Origin of the sequence: Streptomyces sp. NRRL S-337, from assembly GCF_000720175.1 — a bacterium.
GTDB classification, from domain to species: domain Bacteria; phylum Actinomycetota; class Actinomycetes; order Streptomycetales; family Streptomycetaceae; genus Streptomyces; species Streptomyces siderophoricus.
In genome coordinates this window covers 1-25,008 of record NZ_JOIX01000022.1, presented here as the reverse complement: position 1 = coordinate 25,008, position 25,008 = coordinate 1, and the positions used below count along the sequence as shown (strand labels likewise).

The following is a 25,008-nucleotide window of genomic DNA, read 5'->3' as shown; positions in this document are numbered from 1 at the left end:
CCTCCACCCCGTCAGCCTCGGCGGGCCGGCCATCGTCGTCCTGACGACCCTGCCGCTATCTCCTCCACAGCGTGCTGGTGGCCTCGGTCTCCACGGTCGCCGTACCGGGGCTGTCGTTCTTCGCCGGATCCGCGCCGGGCTGTCGTTCTTCGCCGGACACGCGCCGGCCCGTACCTCCCCTTGCGCAACCATCTGATCTTCGCCTTCACCGCGACCTGGCCGGAGTTCCTGCCGGCGCTGAGGTTTCACAGCGGGGACGGACACCGCACGGTTCCGGTCGGAATCGCGCCTTCACCAACCGGTACACCGTCCCCTACGGGACGCTGTTCGCGGGGCCGTGGCGGCCGCCCTGCCCCTCGGCGTCCTGGACATGATCTTCCGCCGCCCGATCGTCTCGGGCCTGTCCTCAGGGGCGGTCAAGGGATGACCTCCCCACCAGGGGCGCCGCCCCTGCCCGCCCGTCGACCCCTCCGGTGACACACCCGCTACCGAAAGGCAGCCACGTGACCGCACAGCACCTCGGCCCGGACCCCACAACGGCCGGCCGCAGCAGCCGCGACTGGTGGCGGCAGGCCGTCGTCTACCAGGTGTACCCGCGCAGCTTCGCCGACTCCGACGGCGACGGCATCGGCGACCTCCCCGGTGTGACCTCCCGGCTCGGCCACCTCGCCGACCTCGGAGTGGACGCCGTCTGGCTGAGCCCCTTCTACCCCTCCGAACTGGCCGACGGCGGCTATGACGTCGCCGACTACCGTGACGTCGACCCCCGGCTGGGCACCCTCGACGACTTCGACGCGATGGTCACCGAGGCGCACCGCCTCGGCCTCAAGGTGATGGTCGACATCGTGCCCAACCACTCCTCCGACCAGCACGTCTGGTTCCAGGAGGCGCTGCGGGCCGGCCCGGGGTCCGCCGCGCGGGAGCGCTACGTCTTCCGCGAGGGCCGGGGCGCACACGGCGAGGAGCCGCCCACCGACTGGGTCTCCTGCTTCGGCGGTCCCGCCTGGGCCCGGCTGCCCGACGGCTGGTGGTACCTCCACCTCTTCGCCCCGCAGCAGCCCGACTTCAACTGGGACAACCCCGAGGTCCGCGCGGAGTTCCGGAAGACCCTGCGCTTCTGGTCGGACCGCGGCGTGGACGGCTTCCGGGTCGACGTGGCGCACGGCCTCGCCAAGGACCTGGCGGCGCCGCTGCGCGACATCGGCACCGTCGAGAGCTACCAACCGGACGACCTGCCCGAGGACGGCAGCCACCCCTTCTGGGACCGCGACGAGGTACACGAGATCTTCCGCGACTGGCGCACGGTCTTCAACGAGTACGACCCGCCGCGGATCGCGGTCGCCGAGGCCTGGGTGCGCAACTCCCGGCGCACCGCCTACGCCACTCCGCAGGAGCTGGGCCAGGCGTTCAACTTCGACTTCCTCAAGGCGTCGCTGCACGCCGGGGAGCTCCGGTCCTCCATCGACACCGCGCTCGCCGACGCCCGGGCGGCCGGCGCGACCGCGACCTGGGTGCTCTCCAACCACGACGTGATCCGGCACGCCTCCCGGCACGGCCTGCCGGACGGCTGCGACGAGGAGGCCTGGCTGCTCTCCAACGGCCAACAGCCGGTCGTGGACCGGGAGTTCGGCCTGCGCCGGGCGCTCGCCGCGACCCTGTTGATGCTGGCGCTGCCCGGCGCCGGCTACGTCTACCAGGGCGAGGAACTGGGCCTGCCCGAGGTCGCCGACCTGCCCCACGAGGCCCTGAAGGACCCGGTGTGGACCCGCAGCCGCGGCCGGTCGAAGGGCAGGGACGGCTGCCGGGTGCCGCTGCCCTGGCGGCGCGGGGGAAGCTCGTACGGCTTCGGCAGCGGCGGGTCCTGGCTGCCGCAGCCGCCGGGCTGGGGCGAGTTGTCCGTCGAGGCCCAGCAGGGCGATCCGGCCGCGCCCCTGGAGCTCTACCGCACCGCCCTGCGCCTCCGCCGGGGACTGCTCGCCGACGAGGCACTGGAGTGGATCGGCGGCCCGGAAGCGGTGGCCGGCGGACTGCTGCACTTCCGCCGCTCCGGCGGCTGGGAGTGCCTGACCAACCTCTCGGACACCGCCCGCCCGCTGCCTGAAGGCGAACTGCTGCTGTCCTCCGCGCCGCTGAGCGGCGACCGGCTGCCGCCGTGGACGACGGCCTGGGTACGGACGGCCGGCTGACCCGGTGCCGGACCGGCGGCCCGCGGCCCTCAGGCGATCAGGGACGACAGGTCGCCGCGGGCCCGGGCCGCCAGCGACTGGTCGTAGCGACGCAGCAGCAGCCGGGCCAGCTCGGGGGCGTCGCCGAGGACCGGCGCGAGGACGTCCGCCCGGGCCTCCCGGGCGCCGGCCGCGATCCGGTCCGGGAGGAAGCCGGGGGCGATGACGTAGGGGGCGACGGCCACCCGCGCCACGCCCTCGGCCCGCAGGGCCCGTACGGCATCGGCCGTACGGGGCAGAGATGCGGAGGCGAACGCAGGTCGCACGGCACACCAACCAGCGGTGCGCCGCCACTCCCGCGCGATTTCAGCGATCACTGCGATCGCCTCCGGGTCTGAGGAGCCCGCCGAGGCCAGCACGACCCCGGTCGAGCGACGGTCCCCGGGCCGCAGCCCGGCCTCCGCCAGCCGGCGTTCCAGCGCGCCCGTCAGGAGGGTGGACGGGCCGAGCACCTCGGCCTGCCGGACGGTCAGCCGCGGCAGCCGGGCGGCCGCCTCGCGCAGCACCGCCGGGATGTCGGACTTCGCGTGGAACGCCCGGGTCAGCAGCAACGGCAGCGCCAACACCTCCCGCTCTCCCTCGGCCGCCAGCCGCTCCAGCACCCGGGGGACCCGGGGTGCGTTGAAGTCCAGATGGCCGACCTCGACGCGCAGCCCGGGCCGCAGCGACCGGACGCGCGCGCAGAGCGCGGCCACGGTCGCCGCGTGCCGGGGGTCGCGGCTGCCGTGGGCGATGACGAGGAGAGGGGGACGTGCGCTCATGGGATCAGTTCTTGACCAGGAGACCGCGGCTGCGCAGCACCCGCCGCTCGATCGGCGCGAAGATCAGCAGCTCGATGCCGATGCCGACGACGAGGATCAGGAAGATCGCCGCGAGCACCCAGGACATGTCCTGCAGCTCCCGGCCCTGCTCCAGCAACTGGCCCAGACCGGTGCCCAGATCGGGCGCGTTGACGATCAGCTCGGCGGCCATCAGGGAACGCCAGGAGAACGCCCAGCCCTGCTTGAGGCCCGCCAGGTAGCCCGGCAGCGCGGCCGGCAGCAGCACGTGCCGCACTCCGGCCAGACCCGTCGCGCCGATGGTGCGGCCCGCGCGCAGGTAGAGCGGCGAGATCTGGTCGACGCCGGACACCAGGCCGTTGGCGATGGATGGGACGGCGCCGAGCAGCACCACCGCGTAGATCGTGGCGTCGCTCAGCCCGAACCAGATGATCGCGGCCGGCACCCAGGCCACCGACGGCAGCGACTGCAGACCGCTCAGGATCGGCCCGATCGCGGCCCGTACGGCCTTGACCTGGGCGACGATCAGCCCGAGCACCGTACCGATGGCGACCGAGGCCACGAAGCCCAGCGCACCGCGCGAGACGCTGGTCCACACGAAGTTCAGCAGCGTGCCCTCCAGCCACTTCTGCTGGAGCGAGTGGGCGACGTCGACGGGACTGGGCAGCAGGTAGTGCGGCTTGAGCTGGAAGTGGTAGGCGAGCTGCCACAGCGCCAGCACGACGAAGATCGCGACGATCGGCGGGACCGCCTTCGACACGGCGGTCCGCAGCCAGGGCTGCCGGTGCACGACGTGGGATTCCAGGGCGTCGAGCCCGGCCTCCAGACCGGCGAGGTCCGCGGCGTCACCGCCCTTCGCCGCGGTGCCGGAGGCGGCCGGGTCGTCGTCGGTCCGGGTGGTCGTGGCCCCGGCCCGGGTCTCAGTGCTGGCCATGGCGGCGGATCTCCCCACGCAGCTGTTCGGTGATCTCGATGGACAGGTCGGCGACCGCGGCGTCCTCGATGCGGCGCGGCTGCGGGATGTCCACCTGCCACTCGCGGGCCACCCGGCCCGGACGGGAGGACAACAGGACCACGCGCTCGGCCAGCCGCACCGCCTCGCGGACGTTGTGCGTGACGAACAGGACCGACAGCTGCGTCTCCTGCCAGATGCGGGTCAGTTCGTCGTGCAGCACGTCCCGGGTGATCGCGTCCAGCGCGGCGAACGGCTCGTCCATCAGCAGCAGTTGACTGTCCTGGGCGAGCGCCCGGGCCATCGCCACCCGCTGGCGCATGCCGCCGGACAGCTCGTGTACGCGCTTGCCGTAGGCGCCCTTGAGGCGGACGAGTTCGAGCAGCCGCTCGGCCTCGTCGCGGCGCTCGGCCCGCGGCACCCCGCGCAGCCGCAGCGCCAGTTCGATGTTGCGGCCCGCGGTCAGCCACGGGAACAGCGCGTGTTCCTGGAACATCAGGGCCGGCCGGCCGCCCGGCGTCTCGATGCTGCCGGCGGACGGCGCGTCCAGACCGGCCACGAGGTTGAGCAGGGTGGACTTGCCGCAGCCGGACGCCCCCAGGAGGCAGACGAACTCGCCGGGTGCCACCTCGATGTCGATGTCGTCCAGCACGTGCTGCTGGGCGCCCGGGCGGCCGAACGACTTCGAAACGTGATCGATGCGAGCCGCGTACGGCACGGTGGTGCCCGTGTCCGCCGTGGCGGGCTGCTGCTTGGTGAGCGTGGTGGTCGTCATCGGTGTCACCTCCTGGGGGAGTGCGGAGCTACGGGCTTACTTGGTGCCGAGGCCGGCGTCGTCGACCGGCTGCTTGCCCTCGGACTTGAGGACCTTGTTCAGCAGCGTGAGGTCGTAGATGCCCTTGAGGTCCGGCTTCTTCAGCAGGCCCGCCTTGACGGCGTGGTCGGCCTCCTCCTGGAGGGTGGCGGCCAGCGGGTCGTCGGTGATGTCGATGTTCTTGAAGGCCGGGTCGAGGACGTCGGCCGGCAGCGCCTTACCGGCCACGTCCGGCGCGGCGAGCTTGGCGTTGAGGTCCTTCTTCGCCTCGTCCGGGTGCGACCGGATCCAGGCGTTGGTCTTGACCGAGGCGCGCAGCACCGCCTCGACGGCCTTCGGGTGCTCCTTGAGGAACTTCTGCGAGACGATCATGTTCGTGATGACGAACTTGCCGTCCTTCCACAGCTTCTTCTCGTCCAGGATGGTCTTGCCGCCCGCCGCGACGAGCTTGGAGGCGGTGGGCTCGGGCACCCAGGCACCGTCGATGGAACCCTGCTCGAAGACGGTCGGCGTCACCTTGTTGTCGGTGCGCTGGACGGTGACATCGCCCTTGCCCGTGGTGGCGTCGACCTTGTAGCCCTTGTCCGAAAGGAAGTTGAGCAGCGCCACGTCCTGGGTGTTGCCCAGCTGCGGGGTGGCGATCTTCTTGCCCTTGAGGTCGTCCAGCCCCTTGACCTTCTTGGGGTTGACGACGAGCGAGACACCGCCGGACGCCGAACCAGAGATGATCTTCAGGCTCTTGCCGTGCGACTTGGCGTAGCCGTTGATGGCGGGGGAGGGGCCGATCCAGCCGATGTCGATCGCGCCCGAGTTGAGCGCCTCGATCTCGGCGGGGCCCGCATTGAAGAGGGAGGTCTTCACCTCGGTGCCGCCCAGCTCCTTCTGGAACCGGCCGCTCTGGAGGCCGATCAGCGGAGTGGCGTGGGTGGTGTTGCCGAAGAAGCCGAGCTTGATCTGGTCGAGCCCGTCGGTCTTGGGCCCCTTGGGGGCGACCTGGGCGGAGGTGTCCTTCTTGGCCTCGGAGCCGTAGCCGCAGGCGCCCAGCGCGCCGATCAGCACGGGGACGGAGACGGCGGCCGCCAGCAGGCGGTGTCGAACGGCAGACACGGAGGTGGTTTCCTCTCGGAGGGCCGGGAGACCACGCCCTCTAAGGCGCGCCCGGCGGAGCTATGGATCTTCGGAAAGGAGGCGTGGGGGGTACGGAGTCGGGCATCGTCAGCACACACATCGGCCGACTCCGCCCTGTCCGCTCCCCATGGCGCCGCTGCCGATGCGGCCGCCCTCCTTGGCGAAGGTCGAGAACACGTCGTTCAGCATGCTCAGAAGTCCCATCCGTCGTCGTCCGTGCCCTCGGCCGGCGCCGCCTCGGCGCCCGCCTCCGCGAACGCGGTGCCCGCCATCCCCGCGGTCAGCGTCGTGCCGTCCGCCGGGTCGATCAGCAGGAACGAGCCGGTGCGCCGGGAGTCCGCGTACGCGTCCAGGGCCAGCGGCTCGGCCGTCCGGACCACCACCCGGCCGATGTCGTTGGCGGCCAGCTCACCGGGCGCCGGGTGCTGCGAGAGGTCGTCCAGCGTCAGCCGGGACGGGATGTCCTTGACGATCGCCTTGACGGTGCGGGTGGTGTGCTTGAGCAGCACCCGCTGTCCGACGGTCAGCGGACGGTCCGCCACATGGCACACGGTCGCCTCGATGTCCTGCGTGACGGCCGGCGCGGTCGCCGTAGGGGCGATCAGATCGCCGCGCGAGACGTCGATGTCGTCGGCGAGCCGGACGGTCACCGACTGCGGCGCCCAGGCGACGTCCACGGCCTCGCCGAGCGCGTCGATCCCCTCGATGGTGCTCGTACGGCCCGAGGGCAGCACCGTCACCGCATCGCCGACGCGCAGCACGCCGGCGGCGATCTGGCCCGCGTAACCGCGGTAGTCGGGGTGCTCGGCGGTCTGCGGCCGGATCACGTACTGCACCGGGAAGCGGGCCGGGTCGTCCGACGGATCGGCGACCACCGGCACGGTCTCCAGGTGCTCCAGCACCGTCGGGCCGCCGTACCAGTCCATGTTGGCCGACGGGGACACGACGTTGTCACCGGCCAGCGCGGAGATCGGGATCGCGGTGATCTCCGGGACGCCCAGCGAGCCCGCGTAGGTCGTGAACTCCTCGGCGATCGCGGCGAAGACCGACTCCTCGTAGCCGACCAGGTCCATCTTGTTGACGGCCAGCACGACGTGCGGGACGCGCAGCAGGGCGGCGACCGCGGCGTGCCGGCGGGTCTGCTCGACCACGCCGTTGCGGGCGTCGACCAGCACCACGGCCAGCTCGGCGGTGGAGGCGCCGGTGACCATGTTGCGGGTGTACTGCACGTGCCCCGGGGTGTCCGCCAGGATGAACCGGCGGCGCGGCGTGGCGAAGTAGCGGTAGGCGACGTCGATGGTGATGCCCTGCTCGCGCTCGGCGCGCAGCCCGTCGGTCAGCAGCGCCAGGTCCGGCGTCTCCTGCCCGCGGCCCAGCGACGCCCGCTCGACGGCCTCCAGCTGGTCGGCCAGCACCGACTTGGAGTCGTGCAGCAGCCGGCCCACCAGCGTGGACTTGCCGTCGTCGACGGAACCGGCGGTGGCGAAGCGCAGCAGCGAGGTGGCGCCGGCGTCCACGACGCCCTCAACGGCATGGGTGGTGCTCATGGTTAGAAGTACCCCTCGCGCTTGCGGTCCTCCATGGCGGCCTCGGACATCTTGTCGTCGGCCCTCGTCGCGCCCCGCTCGGTCAGCCGGGAAGCGGCGATCTCGGCGATCACCTTCTCGATGGTGTCGGCGTCGGAATCGACCGCGCCGGTGCAGGACATGTCGCCGACGGTGCGGTAGCGCACCAGACGGGTCTCGACCGTCTCGCTCTCCTTCGGGCCGCCCCACTCGCCCGGCGCCAGCCACATGCCGCTGCGGGCGAAGACCTCGCGCTCGTGGGCGTAGTAGATGGCGGGCAGCTCGATCTTCTCGCGGGCGATGTACTGCCAGACGTCCAGCTCGGTCCAGTTGGACAGCGGGAAGACCCGGACGTGCTCACCGGGCGAGTGCCGGCCGTTGTACAGCTGCCACAGCTCCGGGCGCTGCCGGCGCGGGTCCCATCCGCCGAACTCGTCGCGCAGCGAGAACACCCGCTCCTTGGCGCGCGCCTTCTCCTCGTCCCGGCGGCCGCCGCCGAAGACCGCGTCGAAGCGGTTCTTCTCGATGGCGTCCAGCAGCGGCACGGTCTGCAGCGGGTTACGGGTGCCGTCCGGGCGTTCGCGCAGCTCACCGCGGTCGATGAAGTCCTGCACCGAGGCCACGTGCAGCCGCAGACCGTGCTGCTCGACCGTGCGGTCGCGGTAGTCGAGGACCTCGGGGAAGTTGTGCCCGGTGTCGACGTGCAGCAGCGAGAACGGCACCGCGGCCGGCGCGAATGCCTTCAGCGCCAGGTGCAGCATGACGATGGAGTCCTTGCCGCCGGAGAACAGGATCACCGGCCGCTCGAACTCGCCCGCCACCTCGCGGAAGATGTGCACCGCCTCGGACTCCAGCGCGTCCAGGTGCGACAGCGCGTACGGGGAGTCGCCCTCGTGCCCCGGGCCGGTCTCGGTGATGGAAGCAGCCGTGGTCACGCCAGTCCCCTTTCGGTGAGCAGCTCGTACAGCGCCGCGGCGGACTCCTGCACGGTCTGGGTGTGCGACTCGATGCGCAGATCGGGCGATCCGGGAGCCTCGTACGGGTCGTCCACGCCGGTCAGCCCGGAGATCTCGCCGGCCGCCTGCTTGGCGTACAGGCCCTTCACATCGCGTTCGGAGCACACCTCGACCGGGGTCGCCACGTGCACCTCCAGATACGCGGTGCCCTCGGTCTGGTGGCGCTTGCGCACCGCCTCGCGGCTGTCCGCGTACGGCGCGATCACCGGCACCAGCGCCTTGACGCCGTTGCTGGCCAGCAGTTCGGCGACGAAGCCGATCCGCTGGACGTTGGTGTGCCGGTCCTCGCGGGTGAAGCCGAGGCCCGCGGAGAGGAACTCGCGGATCTCGTCGCCGTCGAGCACCTCGACGCGGTGGCCCTCGCCGCGCAGCTTGCCGGCCAGCTCGCGCGCGATGGTCGTCTTGCCCGCGCTCGGCAGACCGGTCAGCCAGATCGTGGCGCCCGTCATGGATATCTCCTGATGCGTCGTCATCCGTGCAGCCCGCACTCGGTCTTGTTGCTCCCGGCCCAGCGGCCGGCCCTGGCGTCCTCGCCCTGACGCACCCGCCGGGTGCAGGGCGCGCAGCCGACGGAGGCGTAGCCGTCCATCAGCAGCGGGTTGGTGAGCACACCGTGCTCGGCCACATACGCGTCCACGTCGGCCTGCGTCCAGCGGGCGATCGGCGAGACCTTCACCTTCTGCCGCTTGGCGTCCCAGCCGACAACGGGGGTGTTCGCCCGGGTCGGCGACTCGTCCCGGCGCAGCCCGGTCGCCCAGGCGTCGTACCCGGTCAGGCCCTCTTCGAGCGGCTTGACCTTGCGCAGGGCGCAGCACAGGTCCGGGTCGCGGTCGTGCAGCTTCGGCCCGTACTCGGCGTCCTGCTCGGCCACCGTCTGACGGGGCGTCAGGGTGATGAGGTTGACGTCCATCACCTCGGCGACCGCGTCACGGGTCCCGATCGTCTCGGGGAAGTGGTAGCCGGTGTCCAGGAAGACCACGTCCACGCCCGGGAAGGCCCGCGAGGCCAGGTGCGCGACGACCGCGTCCTCCATCGAGGAGGTGACGCAGAAGCGCGGACCGAAGGTCTCGGCGGCCCAGGTGAGGATCTCCAGGGCGGACGCGTCCTCCAGGTCGCGGCCCGCCTGCTCGGCGAGCCGCTGCAGATCGGTAGCGGTGGTCACGACGTACCTCCGTCAGTGGCAGGGGGGTTGGCGGACGTCCCGGGGGCCAGCAGGCCCAGGAACGACAGCCGGAACGCACGGCTGCAGGACCGGCATTCCCAGGCGCCGTGGCCCTCTTCCGAAGGCCGCAGGTCCTCGTCCCCGCAGTACGGGCAGTAGAACGGGGCTGCTCGCTCGCTCACTGTGCCTCCCGCTCGGTGTCGGCGCTGTTCACTTCAGCGCACCCTCTTCCGCCCGGGCGGCCCAGGTGGCGAAGCGCTCGCCGTCCTCGCGCTGCTCCTGGAAGTTGCGCAGCACCCGCTCGACGTAGTCGGGGAGTTCGTCGGCGGTGACCTTCAGGCCGCGGACCTTGCGGCCGAAGCCGGCCTCCAGGCCCAGCGCGCCGCCCAGGTGCACCTGGTAGCCCTCGACCTGGTTGCCGTCGTCGTCCAGGACCAGCTGGCCCTTGAGGCCGATGTCCGCGGTCTGGATGCGGGCGCAGGCGTTGGGGCAGCCGTTGAGGTTGATGGTCAGCGGCTCGTCGAAGTCCGGGAGGCGGCGCTCCAGTTCGTCGATCAGGGACGCGCCGCGGCCCTTGGTCTCCACGATCGCCAGCTTGCAGAACTCGATACCGGTGCAGGCCATCGTGCCGCGGCGGAACGGCGAGGGCGTGACCTGGAAGTCCAGCGCCTCCAGGCCCGCGACCAGCGCGTCGACCTGGTCCTGCGCGACGTCGAGGATGATCATCTTCTGCTCGACGGTGGTGCGCAGGCGGTCCGAGCCGTGTGCGGCGGCGAGTTCGGCGATCTTGGTGAGGGTGGTGCCGTCGACCCGGCCGACGCGCGGGGCGAAGCCCACGTAGAAGCGGCCGTCCTGCTGCCGGTGCACGCCCACGTGGTCGCGCCACCTCTGGACGGGCTCCTCGGGCGCCGGGCCGTCGATCAGCTTCCGGTTCAGGTACTCGTCCTCCAGCACCTGGCGGAACTTCTCGATGCCCCAGTCGGCCACCAGGAACTTCAGCCGGGCGCGGTTGCGCAGCCGGCGGTAGCCGTAGTCGCGGAAGATGCCGACGACGCCGGCCCAGACGTCCGCGACCTCGTCCAGCGGGACCCAGGTGCCCACCCGCTGGGCGAGCTTGGGGTTGGTGGACAGCCCGCCGCCGACCCACAGGTCGAAGCCCGGGCCGTGCTCGGGGTGGACGACGCCGACGAACGCCACGTCGTTGATCTCGTGGACCACGTCCTGGACCGGCGAACCGGAGATCGCGGTCTTGAACTTGCGCGGCAGGTTGGAGAACTCCTTGCTGCCGATGTAGCGCTCGTGGATCTCCTCCACGGCCGGGGTGCCGTCGATGATCTCGTCCTCGGCGATACCGGCCACCGGGGAGCCGATGATCACGCGCGGGCAGTCGCCGCACGCCTCGGTCGTGGACAGCCCGACGCCCTCCAGCTTCTCCCAGATGGCCGGGACGTCCTCGATCCGGATCCAGTGCAGCTGGATGTTCTGCCGGTCGGTGATGTCCGCGGTGCCGCGGGCGTACTGCTCGGAGACCTCGCCGATGGCCCGGAGCTGGGCCACCGTCAGCCGGCCGCCGTCGACCCGGACCCGCAGCATGAAGTACTTGTCGTCCAGCTCCTCCGGCTCCAGGATCGCGGTCTTGCCGCCGTCGATCCCGGGCTTGCGCTGGGTGTAGAGGCCCCACCAACGCATGCGCCCGCGCAGGTCGTTGGGGTCGATCGAGTCGAAACCGGCCTTGGAGTAGATCGTCTCAATGCGTGTCCGCACATTGAGACCGTCGTCGTCCTTCTTGAACTGCTCGTTTCCGTTGAGCGGCGTGAAATGACCTACGGCCCACTGGCCCTCGCCGCGGTGGCGTCCGGCCTTGCGGCGGGTCGAAGCGGCTGCGGGTCGGTCGGGGGAGGCGGCCATGGGTGTACGTCCTTCTGGGCGGGCTCAAGGGATCGGGACCGGCGCCGGAGGCCCGCGCTGACCTGCGCAGGCACACCGAAGCGCGGCGCGTGGGCAACGCGTCGGCGACAGCTGCGGGTCAAAGGGGGTTCCGGCGCGTCCGCGACGATGGGGACGGCGGGTGATCGGTGGTGCCGGGTGCTGTCCAGGGCCATGGGCCCTGGCTGGAAACAGCCTCAGCCCGCCCGACAAATGGCGCTGGACATGCGGCCGAGGTCGACGTGCCGCCGACTCACCAAGGCAATTCCAGCTCTGGACATGACGGAAGCGTGGCACGCCGCTCTCCGGCCAGTCCACCGCTATCCATGATGTGGACAACCCTGTCCCGCTTGATGAGACAGGGTGACGCCGATCACTTCCCGGCGGTCGAGTGCGGCGGGAAGGCGAGCGGCCCGGCGCCCGGCCAGGGGCCCGGTGCCGGCACGTCGGGCTCTTCGGTCACGGTGGTGTCGTAGACCCGGAAGCCGCGGCGTTCGTAGTTGGCCATCGCGTGCTCACCGTCCTTGCTGCAGGTGTGCACCCAGACCCGCTGCGTCGACGGCCGGCCCGGCCACCGTTCGGCCAGGTCCCAGGCCCGCTCGATGCCGTACGTCAGCAGATGGCCGCCGATCCGGCGGCCCCGGAAGGCCGGTATCAGCCCGAAGTAGGTGATCTCCACCGATGCGTCCGGCCCCGCGGCCAGCTCGATGAAGCCCGCGGGCGTCCCGCGCTCGTACGCCACCCAGGTCTCGGTCCCCGGCCGCCCCAGGTACTCCGCCCACTGCGCGTACGACCACGGCAGCCGGTCGGTCCAGGTGACGTCCCCGCCCACCGCCGTGTAGAGGAAGCGGCTGAACTCCGGCGAAGGCACCTCGGCCCGGGCGATCCGGACACCCTGCCCGGCCGGCGGTTCCTGCCCGCGGGACAGGTCGGCGCGCGAGGTCTGTTCGAGGTACCAGGTGGTGACCGAGATGCTCATGCGGCCAATACATCACATCGGGGTACGGGGGAGCGGGGGCGGGCGGGGCAGGGGTGGAGCCGGGTGAAGCCGGGCGGGGCCGGGCCTTCGGCGGAAGGGAGGCTTCCGGTGTTCCGGATGGTGAGACGCTGGTTCGCATCGTGGGGCATCCCGGCCCGTGCGGCCGGTGCGGCCCATGCAGCCGCCCGTGGGCGCCCCGCGCCCCGTACGTCCTCACGCGCTCCCGGTCATCCTGGCGAAGACCACCACATTGCCCGTGTACCCGGACCCCGCCGCGTACGGACCTCCGCAGGTCAGCACGCGCAGCTCGGGGCGTCCGGTGCTGCCGTAGACCTTTCGGGCGGGGAAGTCGCGCTTGTCGAAGACCTGGACGCCGTAGACCTCGAAGACCGCGGTCCGCGCGTCCTCACGGATCACCCGGATCGTGCTGCCCTTCGCCAGGCGGCCCAGCCCGTAGAAGACCGCGGGACCGCTGTGGGTGTCGACGTGCCCGACGAGGACGGCGGTGCCCCGTTCCCCCGGGGAGGGCGCGTCCGCGTACCAGCCCGCCAGATTGGGGTTCCCGTCCGGCGGGGCCTCGATCCAGCCGTCCTTGTCCAGACCCAGCGGCAGCACCGGCGCGGACACCGCGAGCGACGGGATGTCGACCTCGGCCGGGGCCGAACGGGGCAGTGGCGCGGCCGCGGGGCCGGCCGCGCCACCCCGCACCACCGAGGTGGCGGCTCCCGGCTGCGGCGGCCCGTCCGGAGCGTCCGACAGCCCCTGCCGCAGCATCCCGAACCCCACCAGGCCGGCCAGCGCGAGCACACCCCACCGCGGCCGGCGCGCGACCGCGGCGGCCTCGCCGGGCGCCGCCTCGGGCGGATCCGTCGGGCTCATCGCTCACCTCCCGCACGCCGCGGCCACCACTTTCATGGCCCGGTCGGCACGCTAGGTCGTGTCCGCCCCGACGGCGACACCGGACGGCCGAACGGGTGCCGGCCCCGGCCCCCGGGCAGGCATGGCCCGGCCCGCGCCCGGACGCACCCGGTCCCGGCCCCGGCCCGGTCACGCGAGTTCCGGACCGGCCACGGTCACGCCGGGCCGAACACCGCGTCGGCGAGGCGCTCGACCTGGTCGGCGTCGGGCGACCAGCAGTAGAGCATCACCTCGTCCGCGCCGATCGCCCGGAAGGCGGCCACCGCGGCGCGGATCGCCGCCGGGGTGGTGAGCAGCCCCTTCACGACATGCTCCACATGATCGCTGGGGCCGTAGTACGCATGCAGCTCGCGGCGGGCGCGGTCGAGCGTCTCCTCGGGGCCGATGGCCGCGTTGACCTGCGCCACCAGCCGCGGCCGGCCGTCACGTCCGGCCCGCGACCAGGCCGCCTCCACGTTCCGGAACAGACCGTCCATGTGCTGCGGCGGCAGCGCGGCCCCGAGGAAGCCGTCGCCCCAGCGGGCCACCCGTTCCATCACGGCCGGCACGAACCCGCCGAAAAGCACCTCGGGCCCACCGGCCCGGGCCGGCGCGGGCCCGACCGGGCCGACGTCCGCGGAGAGCGGCTCACCGGCCCACAGGCGCCGCAGCGTCGCCATCTGCGCGTCCAGCCGCCGGCCGCGGCTGCGGAGGTCGACACCTGCAGCCTGGTAGTCGTCCTCCCGGCCGCCGATACCGATGCCGAGGGTGAAGCGGGAACCGGAGAGCAGATCGAGCGTGGCGGCCTGCTTGGCGAGCAGCGCGGTGCGGTGCAGCGGGGCGAGCAGCACCTCGGTCTGCAGCCGGATCCGGGAGGTGGCGCCGGCCAGGGTGGCCAGCGTGATCAGCGGTTCGGGGTTGGTGAACACCAGCCGGTCGAGCAGGGCGACGGTGGTGAACGGGGTGGCTTCGGCGCGCCGGGCCCAGCGCAGCAGCTGCGCGGGGTCACCGATGGGAAGGCCGAGTCCTACGGACATGGAAGTCCTCCAGAAGGAAGGGGCACCCGCCGACCGGCGCGCACGCCACCGGCGCACGCGTCGTCCGGGCAGGCACGATCACGGATCGTCGTTGTCGCCCACTCATTCGGCCGCGCGTGCTTGCCGCGCCGGCTGCTCCCGTTCTGCGACGTCCTTCTGGAGAGCTGTAGTCAGAGTGCGCTCACCCTAGGACGGGCGAGGGCGGGGCCGCATCCGAATTTCCGGCGCGGGATCGCCACGCCGGTGCGGCGAACCCGCCGTTCCGCACTCCCACGCGGCGCAATCCTGCTCCGGCGCTTCCCGCCGCACCGCCGGCTCAGGACGTGTGCCGCCCCCGCCGCGCCGCCACCACGGCCGGCGCCAGTGAGTGCGGCAGCAGCCGCCCGGGCCGAGCCGGGAGCCGCAGCTCCACCTCCACCCCGTCGGCGAAGCGGTACGGCCGGTGCGCCAGCACGCTCCCCAGGTGGCGGCGCAGCCGGGAGAGCTCGGCGCGCACCGTCACCGTACGCCCGGCGTCCCCGAAGAGGTCCTGGGCGAGTTCGGCCGCGGTGCGCCCCTGCGGCTGCGCGGCCAGCACGAAGAGCAGCTCGGCATGGCGCGGCGACAGCTCGTGCGACCAGCTGCCGGCCGGCCCGCCGACCGTGACCGTCGAGCCGTCGGGCCGGCTGACGTCCAGGACGATCCGGCTCGGCACCGGCTCCCGCTCCGCCCGCCCGACCCGGATCAGCCAGCCGCCCGGCAGCGGCTCCAGGGCACACATGCCGTAGCGCGGCAACCACAGCGGTCCGGCCGCGGGCGCCTTCGGCAGCGCCACCCGGTCCGGCGGCGTCAGCCCCGTGACGCCCACGACCCAGCCGTTCGGGTCGACCACCAGCGCCTGCCCGCCGAGCCGCGCCAGCACCGGCGCCGCGCTCGACCGCAGCCGCTCCAGGGACCGGTGGTGACGGGTGCGCAGCTCACCCTCGGCGAGCCGGGCGACCGCGGACACCAGCGAGAGCGTGGTGGGGTGGAAGGACTGCGCCGGTCCGCTGACGTCCACGGTCCCCAGCAGCCGCCCGTCCCGCGGGTCGTGCAGCGGCGCCGCGGCACAGGTCCACTGGTGGTGGCTGCGCACGAAATGCTCGGCGGAGTGCACCAGCACCGGGCGGCGGGCCACCAGGGCGGTGCCGATGGCGTTGGTGCCGACGACCTGCTCCGTCCAGTCGGCGCCCTTGTCGAAGCCGAGCCGGTCGGCCATCCGCCGTACCGGCGCGCTGCCCTCCCGCCACAGGACGCGGCCCTCGGCGTCGGTGACGACCATGATCTGCTGCGCCGCGTCGGCGGCCGCCAGCAGCCCCTCGTTCAGCACCGGCAGCACCGCCGCCAGCTGCGACTTCTGCCGACGATGCTCCAACTCCGCGACGGAGAGCGGACTTTGGGCCGGATCGGTGTCCGGGTCGACACCGGAGTCCAGCGCCCGGCGCCACGATGCGCCGATCACCGCACGGGGGGCGTCGGCCGGACCACCGGGTGCCCCGCCGGCGAGCGCGGCCTCGCGGACGCTGGCGAGCCGGCGGGCGGTGGCGCGGACTTCCTGAGCCGACCAGATGGCGCTGTCGATCGTGCTGTCGCTCACGCTGCTCTCCGTTGTGCACTGTCCCCTGGGGGCGTCCCCCGATCATGCCTGGCTCACGGGTTCACGGTCGGCCCGCCCGGGAGGTCCCCCCCGGTCCGTGCGCCCATCGTGCCGTCAACGGCCCGCCATGGAGGCGCCCTTGCCCACATCGGCGCCCGGGAAGTGCAACGCCCTGCAACCGTTGTGGCGTATGACGGGGAAACGGGACTCTGGCCCGAGCGGCCGATGGCATCTCGCCACCGCGGATTCGCCGGTCACCCGTCGGAGAACCCGCCGGTTGTCGCCGGGAAGTCCATCGGCCGCTGTGCGACGTCGGTACGGTGCGGGGGAGGGGGCTCCACGGTGGCCGCTGCTCCGCGCGTCGTGGTGATCGGAGCGGGTGAGGGGGTACGAAGGGCACGGGCCGCCCGGCTGGCCGGCCACTACGCGATCCCCCTGCTGCCCGCGGTCGACATCCTGATAAAGCGTCAGATGCTGCCTGACGACGGCTACGTGATCGACAGCCCGCCGCAACTGCTCGACCGGGTGGCCGGGGCAGGCGGTCTGCTGCCCGTACTGGCCTTCGTCGACCTGGTGGTGCTGCTGCCCGGGGCGGGATCGAGCGGTACGGAAGAGACCTCCCGCGTGCTGCGCTACTACGACGCGCGCGGGGTGCTGCTGACCGTAGGGGCGGACACCCCCGACGACGAGATCATCCTGGTCATCGACGCGGCACTGCGCGGGCGCGGCGACCCGGAAGGCCCGCCCGGGACGCCCTGGCGGCCCTGAGACGGGGGAGCGGCGCCGAGTCGGCGCGGCACCGCTCCCCGACCGGCGCGGCGGCGGTTCACCCCCTGTCCCCGTCCCTTCGCGAGGCCACGGCCCGAAGCGACGGGGAGCCGCCGCCGCGTCGAGACTTCGGGGGGCGGGCCCGGCGGGGCGTCGATATCCCTGGTGGGGAATTGCCCTCGTCGGGCCCCCGCGCCGGGCCCCCTCGCCGGGAATCCCCCCCCTCGCCGGGAATCCCCCTCGCGCCGGGAATCCCCCCTCGCCGGGAATTTCCCTCGCGCCGGGAATCCCCCCTCGCCGGGAATTTCCCTCGCCGCCGCCTCGTTGTGGCCCCGCAGGGGGGCTTCGCGTCCCCTACGGGATCCGTTCGACCGCCCCGTAAGGGTCCCCCCCCGGGGCGCCTCCCCCCCATGGCTGAGGCTCACCGGTCAGCAACTGGCTGAGGCTCACAGGCGAGCGGGCCGGGCCCTCAGCGACTCAGCGCCGTCGGCTGCCCTTCTCAGTGCTCCAGTACCGGCCGGGACCGGTCCACCACCGTTGCCAGGTCCAGTGTGTGCGGCAGGGTGCCGAAGGCCGCGCCGGCGTCGCCGCCCAGGCGGGAGGCGCAGAAGGCGTCCGCGACGGCGGGGGGCGCGTGGCGTACCAGCAGCGAGCCCTGGAGCACCAGCGCCATCCGCTCCACCAGGCGCCGGGCCCGGGCCTCGATGCCCTCCAGGTCGGCGAGTTCGGTGAGCATCCCCTTGATCGCCCGGTCCAGCCGGTGGTCCGCGCCGCGCGCCGCCCCGATCTCGGTCAAGTAGGCGTCCAGCGCCCCGGGTTCGCGGCGCAGGGCGCGCAGCACGTCCAGTGCCTGGATGTTCCCCGAACCCTCCCAGATCGAGTTCAGCGGTGCCTCGCGCAGCAGCCGCGGCAGCCCCGACTCCTCGACGTAGCCGTTGCCGCCCAGGCACTCCATCGCTTCGGCCACCACCGGCGTGCAGCGCTTGGTCACCCAGTACTTCGCCGTCGGGACCGCCAGCCGCAGCAGCTGCCGGTCCTGTTCGGTGCCGCTGTCGTACGCCGCCGCCAGCCGCAGCGCGAGGGTGGTCGCCGCCTCCGACTCCAGCGCCAGATCGGCCAGGACGTTGCGCATCAGCGGCTGGTCGGTCAGCCGGCGGCCGAACGCCTCGCGGTACGCGGTGTGGTGCAGCGCCTGGGCCACCGCCTGCCGCATCACCGCCGCCGACGCGCTGACGCAGTCCAGCCGGGTCGCCGCGACCATCTCGATGATCGTCGCCACCCCGCGGCCCTCCTCGCCGACCCGGCGCGCCCACGTCCGCCCGTCGAACTCGACCTCCGCCGAGGCGTTCGAGCGGTTGCCGAGCTTGTCCTTGAGCCGCTGGATGCGGAACGAGTTGCGGGAGCCGTCCGGCAGCACCCGCGGCAGCAGGAAGCAGGTCAGTCCTCCCGGCGCCTGGGCCAGCACCAGGAACGCGTCGGACATCGGTGCCGAGCAGAACCACTTGTGCCCGGTCAGCACGTACTCGCCGGGGGCCGACAGCGGTTCGGCGCGCGTGGTGTTGGCGCGTACGTCGCTGCCGCCCTGCTTCTCCGTCATGGCCATGCCCGCCAGCGCGCCGGCCTTCTGGGCGGCCGGCCCCAGCTCCTGCTCGTAGATCCACGAGGTCAGCAGCGGCTCCCATTCGGCGGCCAGCTCCGGCTCGTGGCGCAGGGCGGGCACCGCCGCATGGGTCATCGACAGCGGGCAGCCGTGGCCCGCCTCGGCCTGGGTCCACACGATGAAGCCCGCGGTGCGGCGCAGATGGCCGTCCGGCCGTGACCAGGCGTCGTTCAGCCCGGCGGAGACGGCGTGGCCGAGCAGCCGGTGCCAGGCCGGGTGGAACTCCACCTCGTCGATCCGGTGGCCGTAGCGGTCGTGGGTGTGCAGCACCGGGGGATGGGTGTTGGCCTGCTCGCCCCACTGCTGGGCGTGCGCGGAGCCGGCGGCTTCCCCCAGCCGGCCCAGTTCCTGGCGGACCTCGTCCAGGCGGTCGGCGGCGATGTGCCGGGTGATGCCCTCGGTGAGGGCCGGGTCGCTCGCGAACACGTCGTATCCGACCAGCGGCGGGGGCTGGTTCGTGACCGTGTGAGTGGTGGCTGCCATGCAGCTACGGTAAGGAGGTGCAGCCGGAGAACGAACCAACCGAGCGGCACGCGGGCCGTCTGACCAGGGCCCGTGTGCTCTACCACAACGTCTCCACGCGCCGGCTGGCCTGGTTGTTGCTCAAGGACATCGTCCACTCCTGCATGACCTACCGCGTCACCGGACTGGCCGCCGAGGCGGCGTTCTGGTGCCTGCTGTCGCTGCCGCCGCTGATCCTCGGTCTCCTCGGCGTGCTCGGCTACACCCAGACCTGGATCGGGCACGACACCCTCGACAACGTCCGGCAGCACATCCTCGGCCTGGCCGGCACGGTGCTCTCCGACAAGGGCGTGGACGAGGTCGCCCGGCCGCTGCTGAACGACGTCTTCACCGGCCGCCGACCCGACGTCATCTCGCTCGGCTTCGCCATCGCCCTGTGGTCCGGCTCCCGCGCCCTGAACGTCTTCGTCGACACCATCACGATCATGTACGGGCTCGACGGCCGCCGCGGCATCGTCAGGACCCGGCTGCTGTCGTTCGCGCTGTACGTCGCCGGGCTGCTGGTCGGCGCGGTCGCGCTGCCGCTGATGGTGGCCGGGCCGGACGCCGTGGTGAGCCTGCTGCCGGCCAGTGAGCATGTCGTCCGGGCGCTGTACTGGCCGGTCGTCCTGCTGCTGTCGGTCGCCTTCCTCACCACCCTCTACCACCTGTCCGTGCCGGTCCGGTCGCCCTGGCCGGAGGACATTCCCGGGGCTGTGGTGGCGCTCGGCATCTGGGTGCTGGGCAGCTTCCTGTTGCGTCTGTACCTGGTCTCGACGGTCGAGGGGCCCACGATCTACGGCTCGTTGGCGGCGCCGGTCGCGGTGCTGCTGTGGATCGGCGTCTCGGCCTTCGCGGTGCTGGTCGGCGCCGCGATGAACGCCTCCTTGGACCGCGTCTGGCCGTCGGCCGCCACCGCCGAGGCGCGCGAGGAGATGGCCCGGCGGCTGGCGGAGAAGCGGGCCGCCGAGTCGAGGAAGCGGGACGAGGACGGTCGGGAGAGCCGGGAGGGCGAGGAGAGCCGGGAGGGCCAGAAGGGACCGGCGGGCCAGGAGGGACCCGCGGGTCCGGCGGGTCCGGCGGGTCCGGCGAATGGGTAACGAGTAACGGCCTTACCCGTTCGAACCATTGACACCTTCCCGGATGGGCGCAGATGATCCTGGCCCACGAGCGAACGAAAGTTCACCAGGCGAACAAGGCCCGGAGGGATCGGTAGCACGAGGTCCGTAGCCGTAGCCGTAGTCCGGTCAGCCGGCAGTCCGCTCGCCGCATCCCGAAGACGAGGTGCCCGAGGTGCCCATGCCATCCACCGCTCCGCGCCATACCTTCCGTTCCGTCGCGCCCGTCCTGGCGCTGTGCTGGCTCGCCGTCTTCTTCGAGGGGATGGACGTCAACGTCTACGGCGCCGTCATGCCGCGGATGCTCGACGACCCCGGGCTCGGGCTCGGCCCCGCCACGGCCGGCACCATCGGCAGTTGGACCACGCTCGGCATGCTGGTCGCCGCCCTCGCCATCGGACCCGTCACCGACCGCCTCGGCCGCCGCCCGGTCCTCGCCGCCAGCGTCGCCCTCTTCTCCCTCGGCTCGGCGATCTGCGCGCTCTCCGGCACCCCCGCGCCCTTCGGCGCCGGACGGTTCCTGGCCGGCCTCGGCTTCGGCTCCCTGCTGCCCATCTGCCTGTCCATGGTGCTGGAGTTCGCCCCGCCGCGCCGGGCGGCACTGGCCACCGGCCTGCTGATGACCTCGTACCACGTGGGCGGCATGTTCGCGACGGGCCTCGGCATGACGCTCGCCCCCGCGCTCGGCTGGCGCTCGATCTTCTGGGCCGGTGTGCTGCCCGCGCTGATCGCCATCCCGCTGCTGCTGCGCCTGCTGCCGGAATCCCCCGGTGTGCTGCTCGCCAAGGGCCGTACCGCCGAGGCCCACGCGATCGCCGACCGCTACGGCATGGCCCGCCCCGGCCCCACCGACGCCCCGGCCCACGGGACCGGCGGCCGGCCGTCCTCCGTCCTGGCCCTCTTCCGCCCCGGCGCCCGCTGGGCCACGCCGCTCCTCTGGCTCGCCTCGTTCTGCGGACTGCTCCTGGTCTACGGCGTCGGCACCTGGCTGCCCCAGATGATGCGTGCCTCCGGGTACGGCCTCACCTCCTCGGTCAGCTTCCTGCTCGTCATCAACGTCGGCGCGGTCGTCGGCATGTTCATCGCCGGCCGCACCGCCGACCGCTACGGCCCGGTGCGGGTCTCCGCCCTCTGGTTCCTGCTCACCGCCGCCGGCGCCCTGCTCCTGAGGGCGCACCTGCCGCTCGCCCTCACCTACGCCGTGGTCGCGGTCACCGGCATCTGGCTCTTCAGCGCCCAGGTGATGGTCTACGCGGCCGCCGACCGCGTCTACCCGGCCGCGGACCGCGCCACCGGCATGGGCTGGGTGACCGGCATCGGCCGCACCGGAGCCGTGGTCGGCCCCTGGCTGGGCGGCATCCTCGCCGCCGACGGAAACACCCAACTGGGCTTCGTGGCCTTCGCGTTGGCGGGCCTCCTGGGCGCCGCCGCGATCGCTCTGGTGCCGGTGGCCCGCCGCTTCGGCAACGGAGCGGCATCACCGGCAGCGTTGGGAGCGCAGGCAGAGGCACAGGCGGGGGCGGAGTAACGGGAGGGGGCCGGGCGCGGGAGGGGTGCGGGCACGGCTCTCCGGCCGTCCGCACGGTCGTCGGCAGTCGGTCAGGTGGGCCGCTCCTCGCAGTGCGTGAGGCCGGTCGTCGGGTTGCCGATGAAGAGGAGGGCGCGGCGGTCGAGGCCGCATACGGTCAGGAGGAGTTCCACGGCGGCATCCTCCTCGGGTGTCGCGCGGGCGAGCCACACCAGGACGACGTCCTGTCCGTCGTGTCGGGTGAGTGCGAAGTCGGTGGTCCGGACGCGGAACATGGCGATCTTCATCCCGCCCAGGTCGTCCCAGCTGGATTCGAGGGTCAGCCGGAGGCGTGCGGCGAGCGCCTCCAGGGGGACCCGCAGCCCGGCCACCAGCCGGAAGTTCACGGCCGCGTACTCCCATGTGCTCGTCTGGAAGGCCGGGTTTCGCTTGCCGCCCTGATAAACGGGTGCCGCCTCCCAGTCCGGCTCCGGTGGCGGGACGGAGAGCGCCGTCAAAGGACCGGGATCCGTACGTACCGGCCGGCCACCGCGAGGTCCGCCTCGATGGCGGTGGCCGTCTCGCGCAGGGCCGGGAGGATCGTGTCGCGGGTATCGGCGGGGGTGGTGCGGCCCGCGTGGGTGGAGACGTTGACGGCCGCCACGACCTCGCCGGTGCGGTCGCGCACGGGGACGGCGAGCGAGCGCAGGCCCTCCTCCAGTTCCTCGTCGACCAGGGCGTATCCGTCGGCGCGGACCTGCCGGACGATGCCCAGGAGGGCCTCCTCGTCGGTGACGGTGTGGCGGGTGAGCGGCCGGAGGTCGGTGAGGGACAGCCGGGCGGACACCTCCGCCGGTGGCAGGCCGGCGAGCAGGGCCCGGCCCATGGACGTCGCGTAGGCGGGGAAGCGGGTGCCCAGGGTGATGTTGACGCTCATGATGCGCACGGTGGGGACCCGGGCGACGTACTGGATGTCGTCGCCGGAGAGGACCGCCATGGAGGCGGAGTCGTGCACCCGCTCGACCAGCGCGGCCAGGTGGGGCTGCGCGATGGCCGGCAGCGTCAGGCCCGAGAGGTGCGCGAAGCCCAGCTCCAGCACCTTCGGCGTGAGCCGGAAGAGCTTGCCGTCGGAGGCGAGGTAGCCGAGGTGCTCCAGGGTGATCAGGGCCCGCCGGGCGGTGGCCCGGGCCAGGCCGGTGGCCTCCGCGACGGCGGTGAGCGGGAGTGCCGCGCGGCCGGTGCCGAAGGCGGTGAGGGTGATCAGTCCGCGGGCCATGGATTCGACGAACTCGGGGCCCAGCTCCTGTTTGGAGGCCCGCATCCAGGAGGCGTGGGAGGGGGCGGACGCGCCCTCGGCGGCCCCCGGCTCCGGTGCGGACGGGGCCGCCTGCGGGGTGGTCAGGGCGAGTTCCATGGCCGTCACCGTGTCGCGCAGCCGGGGGAGGACGGCACCGGGCAGCTCGGCGGCGGACAGCCGGCTGGTGTGGCTGACGACGCTCACCGCGCAGACGACCCGGCCGGACGGGTCCCGTACGGGCATCGCGACCGCGACCAGGCCCGGTTCGATGAGCTGGTCGTCCAGGGCCCAGCCGGCCGCGCGGGAGGCATCAACCCGGCTCTTGAATACGGCAGTTGGGGAAGTGGCGGACTCCGCCTCGTCGTCGGGGCGTGGGGGGACGGCCGGGAAGCCGGCGTCCGTCGGGTCGGCCGCGCGGCGCCGGCGCCAGCGCTCCCAGTCCGTCGCGTCCCAGGCGTCCGCGAACAGCGCCCCGGGCGCGCCGCGTTCGGCGGGCAGCAGATCGCCGATGCGGAAGGCGAGGGACATCGCGCGGCGGCGGGTGGCCTGGTGGACAAAGCGCACCCCGTCGCCGTCCGGGACCGCGAGCGAGACCGACTCGTCCAGCTCGTCGGCCAGCCGGTCGGCGAGCGGGCCCAGCCGGTCCGGGAGCCCGGACGCCGCGAGGTAGGCGTTGCCCAGCTCCAGCAACCGCGGCGCGAGCACCGCGTCCCGGCCCTCGACGCGTACGTAAACGAGCCGGGCGAGGGTGCTCAGCACCCGGTCGACGGTGGAGCGGGCCAGACCGGTGCCCCGCACCAGATCGCCCACCGCTTGGCGGCCGCCGCCGGCCGACAGCTCCCGCAGCACAGTCAGGCAGCGGATCAGCGGACCCACCGCCTCCGGCGGGGCGGCCGGGGAGGACGGTGCGGCGGGGGCGGGGTGGGTCATGGCCTCTCCCTGGTGCGGTGATCTCGTGCGAACCGTACCCGGCGGACCGTTGACAGGGCCGGGGGCGGGGTCCAGACTCGGAGCGACATTATGAACTTAAGTTCACTGGGCGAACAACTGGCTGGTGTCGCATTCTTCCCATCCGGCCGGAAGCAAAGCCCCATCCTTCCCACCCCTAGCGCCCGGATCATCGACAGAGGCTGGAGGACATGGCCGATATGGCCGACATCCGTTCGTTGCACGAGGCCGTCGCCGAGTTGATCCACGACGGGGACACCGTGGCACTGGAGGGGTTCACCCACCTCATCCCGTTCGCCGCGGCGCACGAGATCATCCGCCAGGGCCGCACCGGCCTCACGCTCGCCCGGATGACCCCCGACGTGGTCTACGACCAGCTGATCGGCGCCGGCGCGGCCGCGAAGCTGGTCTTTTCCTGGGGCGGCAACCCGGGCGTCGGCTCACTGCACCGCTTCCGGGACGCGGTCGAGAACGGCTGGCCCGGCCCGCTGCAGACCGACGAGCACAGCCACGCCGGGATGGCCAACCGCTATGCCGCGGGCGCGGCCGGGCTCCCGTTCGCCGTGCTGCGCGGCTACCGCGGCAGCGACCTCCCCTCCCGCACGCGCACGGTCGCCACCGTCACCTGCCCGTTCACCGGCGAGGAACTGGCCGCCGTCGCCGCCCTCAACCCGGACGTCACGGTCATCCACGCCCAGCAGGCCGACCGGGCCGGCAACGTCCAGCTGTGGGGCCTGACCGGCGTGCAGAAGGAGGCGGCGCTGGCCGCCCGGCGCGTCCTGGTGACCGTCGAGGAACTCGTCGACACCCTGGAGCCGCGCCCCGGCGCCGTCGTCCTGCCCACCTGGGTCGTCGACGCGGTCGCGGTCGTCCCCGGCGGCGCCCACCCTTCCTACGCGGCCGGCTACTCGGTCCGCGACAACGCCTTCTACCGCCGCTGGGACGGGATTTCGCGGGACCGCGTGGCGTTCGGGCGGTGGCTGGAGGGGATCAGGGGCGGCGCCACCACCTCTCCCGCGGGAACCGTCCCCACCACCGCGCCCGGTGCCCCACCCGAGCCCGCACCCGCGCCCGCACCCGCCTCGGCGCCCCAGCCTTCCGCCACCCCCGTGCC

The 25,008-nt window shown here is 72.9% G+C and carries 22 protein-coding genes and 1 pseudogene; 5 read left to right on the top strand and 18 right to left on the bottom strand.

Annotated elements, in window-relative coordinates:
- The first annotated feature begins 503 nt into the window (after nt 1-503).
- The gene (locus IG62_RS0118135) at nt 504-2,186 is read left to right on the top strand and encodes a glycoside hydrolase family 13 protein (protein WP_030803579.1); all 1,683 of its coding nucleotides are present in this window, start codon (nt 504-506) and stop codon (nt 2,184-2,186) included.
- 29 nt (nt 2,187-2,215) lie between these two features.
- On the opposite strand, the gene IG62_RS0118130 is transcribed toward IG62_RS0118135, so the two are convergent.
- The 15 genes from IG62_RS0118130 to IG62_RS0118060 all read right to left on the bottom strand — a co-directional run bounded on the left by IG62_RS0118130 (nt 2,216) and on the right by IG62_RS0118060 (nt 16,095).
- The gene (locus IG62_RS0118130) at nt 2,216-2,986 is read right to left on the bottom strand and encodes a sirohydrochlorin chelatase (RefSeq protein WP_030803576.1); all 771 of its coding nucleotides are present in this window, start codon (nt 2,984-2,986) and stop codon (nt 2,216-2,218) included.
- Between the two features lie 4 nt (nt 2,987-2,990).
- Nucleotides 2,991-3,938 (bottom strand): ABC transporter permease, encoded by a 948-nt coding sequence (locus tag IG62_RS0118125; protein WP_030803572.1) that lies wholly within the window; start codon nt 3,936-3,938, stop codon nt 2,991-2,993.
- Nucleotides 3,925-4,731, bottom strand: coding sequence for an ABC transporter ATP-binding protein (locus tag IG62_RS0118120; RefSeq protein WP_030803569.1), 807 nt, complete (start codon nt 4,729-4,731; stop codon nt 3,925-3,927). The genes IG62_RS0118125 and IG62_RS0118120 overlap by 14 nt, the downstream gene beginning before the upstream one ends.
- Before the next feature lie 36 nt (nt 4,732-4,767).
- Nucleotides 4,768-5,877: an aliphatic sulfonate ABC transporter substrate-binding protein gene (locus IG62_RS0118115; RefSeq protein WP_030803566.1), complete on the bottom strand. Its 1,110-nt coding sequence runs from the start codon at nt 5,875-5,877 to the stop codon at nt 4,768-4,770.
- Nucleotides 5,878-6,089: 212 nt separating this feature from the next.
- Nucleotides 6,090-7,445 (bottom strand): sulfate adenylyltransferase subunit 1, encoded by a 1,356-nt coding sequence (locus IG62_RS0118105; RefSeq protein ID WP_030803564.1) that lies wholly within the window; start codon nt 7,443-7,445, stop codon nt 6,090-6,092.
- Between the two features lie 2 nt (nt 7,446-7,447).
- Nucleotides 7,448-8,398: a sulfate adenylyltransferase subunit CysD gene (gene cysD, locus IG62_RS0118100; protein ID WP_030803560.1), complete on the bottom strand. Its 951-nt coding sequence runs from the start codon at nt 8,396-8,398 to the stop codon at nt 7,448-7,450.
- Nucleotides 8,395-8,928 (bottom strand): adenylyl-sulfate kinase, encoded by a 534-nt coding sequence (gene cysC / locus IG62_RS0118095; protein WP_030803558.1) that lies wholly within the window; start codon nt 8,926-8,928, stop codon nt 8,395-8,397. The genes cysD and cysC overlap by 4 nt, the downstream gene beginning before the upstream one ends.
- A 20-nt stretch (nt 8,929-8,948) precedes the next feature.
- Complete coding sequence (locus tag IG62_RS0118090; protein WP_030803555.1) at nt 8,949-9,641, bottom strand: phosphoadenylyl-sulfate reductase; 693 nt, start codon at nt 9,639-9,641, stop codon at nt 8,949-8,951.
- Nucleotides 9,638-9,823 (bottom strand): hypothetical protein, encoded by a 186-nt coding sequence (locus IG62_RS44805; protein ID WP_078872067.1) that lies wholly within the window; start codon nt 9,821-9,823, stop codon nt 9,638-9,640. Before IG62_RS44805 ends, IG62_RS0118090 begins: the two co-directional genes overlap by 4 nt.
- Nucleotides 9,824-9,851: 28 nt before the next feature.
- The gene (locus tag IG62_RS0118085) at nt 9,852-11,549 is read right to left on the bottom strand and encodes a nitrite/sulfite reductase (RefSeq protein WP_030803552.1); all 1,698 of its coding nucleotides are present in this window, start codon (nt 11,547-11,549) and stop codon (nt 9,852-9,854) included.
- Between the two features lie 215 nt (nt 11,550-11,764).
- Nucleotides 11,765-11,848: a putative leader peptide gene (locus tag IG62_RS50145; protein WP_350257049.1), complete on the bottom strand. Its 84-nt coding sequence runs from the start codon at nt 11,846-11,848 to the stop codon at nt 11,765-11,767.
- A 92-nt stretch (nt 11,849-11,940) separates the two neighbouring features.
- The gene (locus tag IG62_RS0118080; protein ID WP_030803549.1) at nt 11,941-12,546 is read right to left on the bottom strand and encodes a GNAT family N-acetyltransferase; all 606 of its coding nucleotides are present in this window, start codon (nt 12,544-12,546) and stop codon (nt 11,941-11,943) included.
- 213 nt (nt 12,547-12,759) lie between these two features.
- A complete protein-coding gene (locus IG62_RS0118075; RefSeq protein ID WP_030803546.1) occupies nt 12,760-13,425 on the bottom strand; it encodes a class F sortase in 666 nt (221 codons plus the stop codon).
- A 194-nt stretch (nt 13,426-13,619) separates the two neighbouring features.
- Complete coding sequence (locus tag IG62_RS0118065) at nt 13,620-14,480, bottom strand: LLM class flavin-dependent oxidoreductase (protein ID WP_030803544.1); 861 nt, start codon at nt 14,478-14,480, stop codon at nt 13,620-13,622.
- A gap of 316 nt (nt 14,481-14,796) precedes the next feature.
- The gene (locus tag IG62_RS0118060) at nt 14,797-16,095 is read right to left on the bottom strand and encodes a helix-turn-helix domain-containing protein (protein WP_030803542.1); all 1,299 of its coding nucleotides are present in this window, start codon (nt 16,093-16,095) and stop codon (nt 14,797-14,799) included.
- Nucleotides 16,096-16,437: 342 nt separating this feature from the next.
- On the opposite strand from IG62_RS0118060, the gene IG62_RS0118055 reads away from it, so the two are divergent.
- Nucleotides 16,438-16,863 (top strand): hypothetical protein, encoded by a 426-nt coding sequence (locus tag IG62_RS0118055; RefSeq protein ID WP_030803539.1) that lies wholly within the window; start codon nt 16,438-16,440, stop codon nt 16,861-16,863.
- Between the two features lie 499 nt (nt 16,864-17,362).
- Here IG62_RS0118055 and IG62_RS0118050 read toward each other — a convergent pair whose 3' ends face one another.
- Nucleotides 17,363-19,006 carry an acyl-CoA dehydrogenase family protein gene (locus tag IG62_RS0118050; protein WP_030803535.1) on the bottom strand — a complete coding sequence of 548 codons (1,644 nt, stop codon included), beginning with the start codon at nt 19,004-19,006 and terminating at the stop codon, nt 17,363-17,365.
- A 17-nt stretch (nt 19,007-19,023) separates the two neighbouring features.
- On the opposite strand from IG62_RS0118050, the gene IG62_RS0118045 reads away from it, so the two are divergent.
- Together IG62_RS0118045 and IG62_RS0118040 are read left to right on the top strand one after the other, a co-directional pair.
- A complete protein-coding gene (locus IG62_RS0118045; RefSeq protein WP_078872066.1) occupies nt 19,024-20,124 on the top strand; it encodes a YihY/virulence factor BrkB family protein in 1,101 nt (366 codons plus the stop codon).
- Between the two features lie 199 nt (nt 20,125-20,323).
- Nucleotides 20,324-21,670: an MFS transporter gene (locus IG62_RS0118040; RefSeq protein WP_030803529.1), complete on the top strand. Its 1,347-nt coding sequence runs from the start codon at nt 20,324-20,326 to the stop codon at nt 21,668-21,670.
- A 71-nt stretch (nt 21,671-21,741) separates the two neighbouring features.
- On the opposite strand, the gene IG62_RS0118035 is transcribed toward IG62_RS0118040, so the two are convergent.
- Together IG62_RS0118035 and IG62_RS0118030 are read right to left on the bottom strand one after the other, a co-directional pair.
- Nucleotides 21,742-22,167 (bottom strand): hypothetical protein, encoded by a 426-nt coding sequence (locus tag IG62_RS0118035; protein ID WP_030803526.1) that lies wholly within the window; start codon nt 22,165-22,167, stop codon nt 21,742-21,744.
- Nucleotides 22,164-23,876, bottom strand: coding sequence for an IclR family transcriptional regulator domain-containing protein (locus tag IG62_RS0118030; RefSeq protein WP_030803523.1), 1,713 nt, complete (start codon nt 23,874-23,876; stop codon nt 22,164-22,166). Before IG62_RS0118030 ends, IG62_RS0118035 begins: the two co-directional genes overlap by 4 nt.
- 218 nt (nt 23,877-24,094) lie before the next feature.
- Here IG62_RS0118030 and IG62_RS0118025 point away from each other — a divergent pair.
- A pseudogene (locus IG62_RS0118025) lies at nt 24,095-24,883 on the top strand (CoA transferase subunit A); the annotation flags it as partial.
- Nucleotides 24,884-25,008 lie beyond the last annotated feature (125 nt).

Coding starts and splice junctions, on each gene's coding strand:
- IG62_RS0118130 (WP_030803576.1), bottom strand. CDS start 2,986: ATGAGCGCACGTCCCCCTCTCCTCGTCATCGCCCACGGCAGCCGCGAC.
- IG62_RS0118125 (WP_030803572.1), bottom strand. CDS start 3,938: ATGGCCAGCACTGAGACCCGGGCCGGGGCCACGACCACCCGGACCGAC.
- IG62_RS0118120 (WP_030803569.1), bottom strand. CDS start 4,731: ATGACGACCACCACGCTCACCAAGCAGCAGCCCGCCACGGCGGACACG.
- IG62_RS0118105 (WP_030803564.1), bottom strand. CDS start 7,445: ATGAGCACCACCCATGCCGTTGAGGGCGTCGTGGACGCCGGCGCCACC.
- cysC (WP_030803558.1), bottom strand. CDS start 8,928: ATGACGGGCGCCACGATCTGGCTGACCGGTCTGCCGAGCGCGGGCAAG.
- IG62_RS0118085 (WP_030803552.1), bottom strand. CDS start 11,549: ATGGCCGCCTCCCCCGACCGACCCGCAGCCGCTTCGACCCGCCGCAAG.
- IG62_RS50145 (WP_350257049.1), bottom strand. CDS start 11,848: ATGTCCAGAGCTGGAATTGCCTTGGTGAGTCGGCGGCACGTCGACCTC.
- IG62_RS0118080 (WP_030803549.1), bottom strand. CDS start 12,546: ATGAGCATCTCGGTCACCACCTGGTACCTCGAACAGACCTCGCGCGCC.
- IG62_RS0118075 (WP_030803546.1), bottom strand. CDS start 13,425: ATGAGCCCGACGGATCCGCCCGAGGCGGCGCCCGGCGAGGCCGCCGCG.
- IG62_RS0118065 (WP_030803544.1), bottom strand. CDS start 14,480: ATGTCCGTAGGACTCGGCCTTCCCATCGGTGACCCCGCGCAGCTGCTG.
- IG62_RS0118050 (WP_030803535.1), bottom strand. CDS start 19,006: ATGGCAGCCACCACTCACACGGTCACGAACCAGCCCCCGCCGCTGGTC.
- IG62_RS0118040 (WP_030803529.1), top strand. CDS start 20,324: ATGCCATCCACCGCTCCGCGCCATACCTTCCGTTCCGTCGCGCCCGTC.
- IG62_RS0118030 (WP_030803523.1), bottom strand. CDS start 23,876: ATGACCCACCCCGCCCCCGCCGCACCGTCCTCCCCGGCCGCCCCGCCG.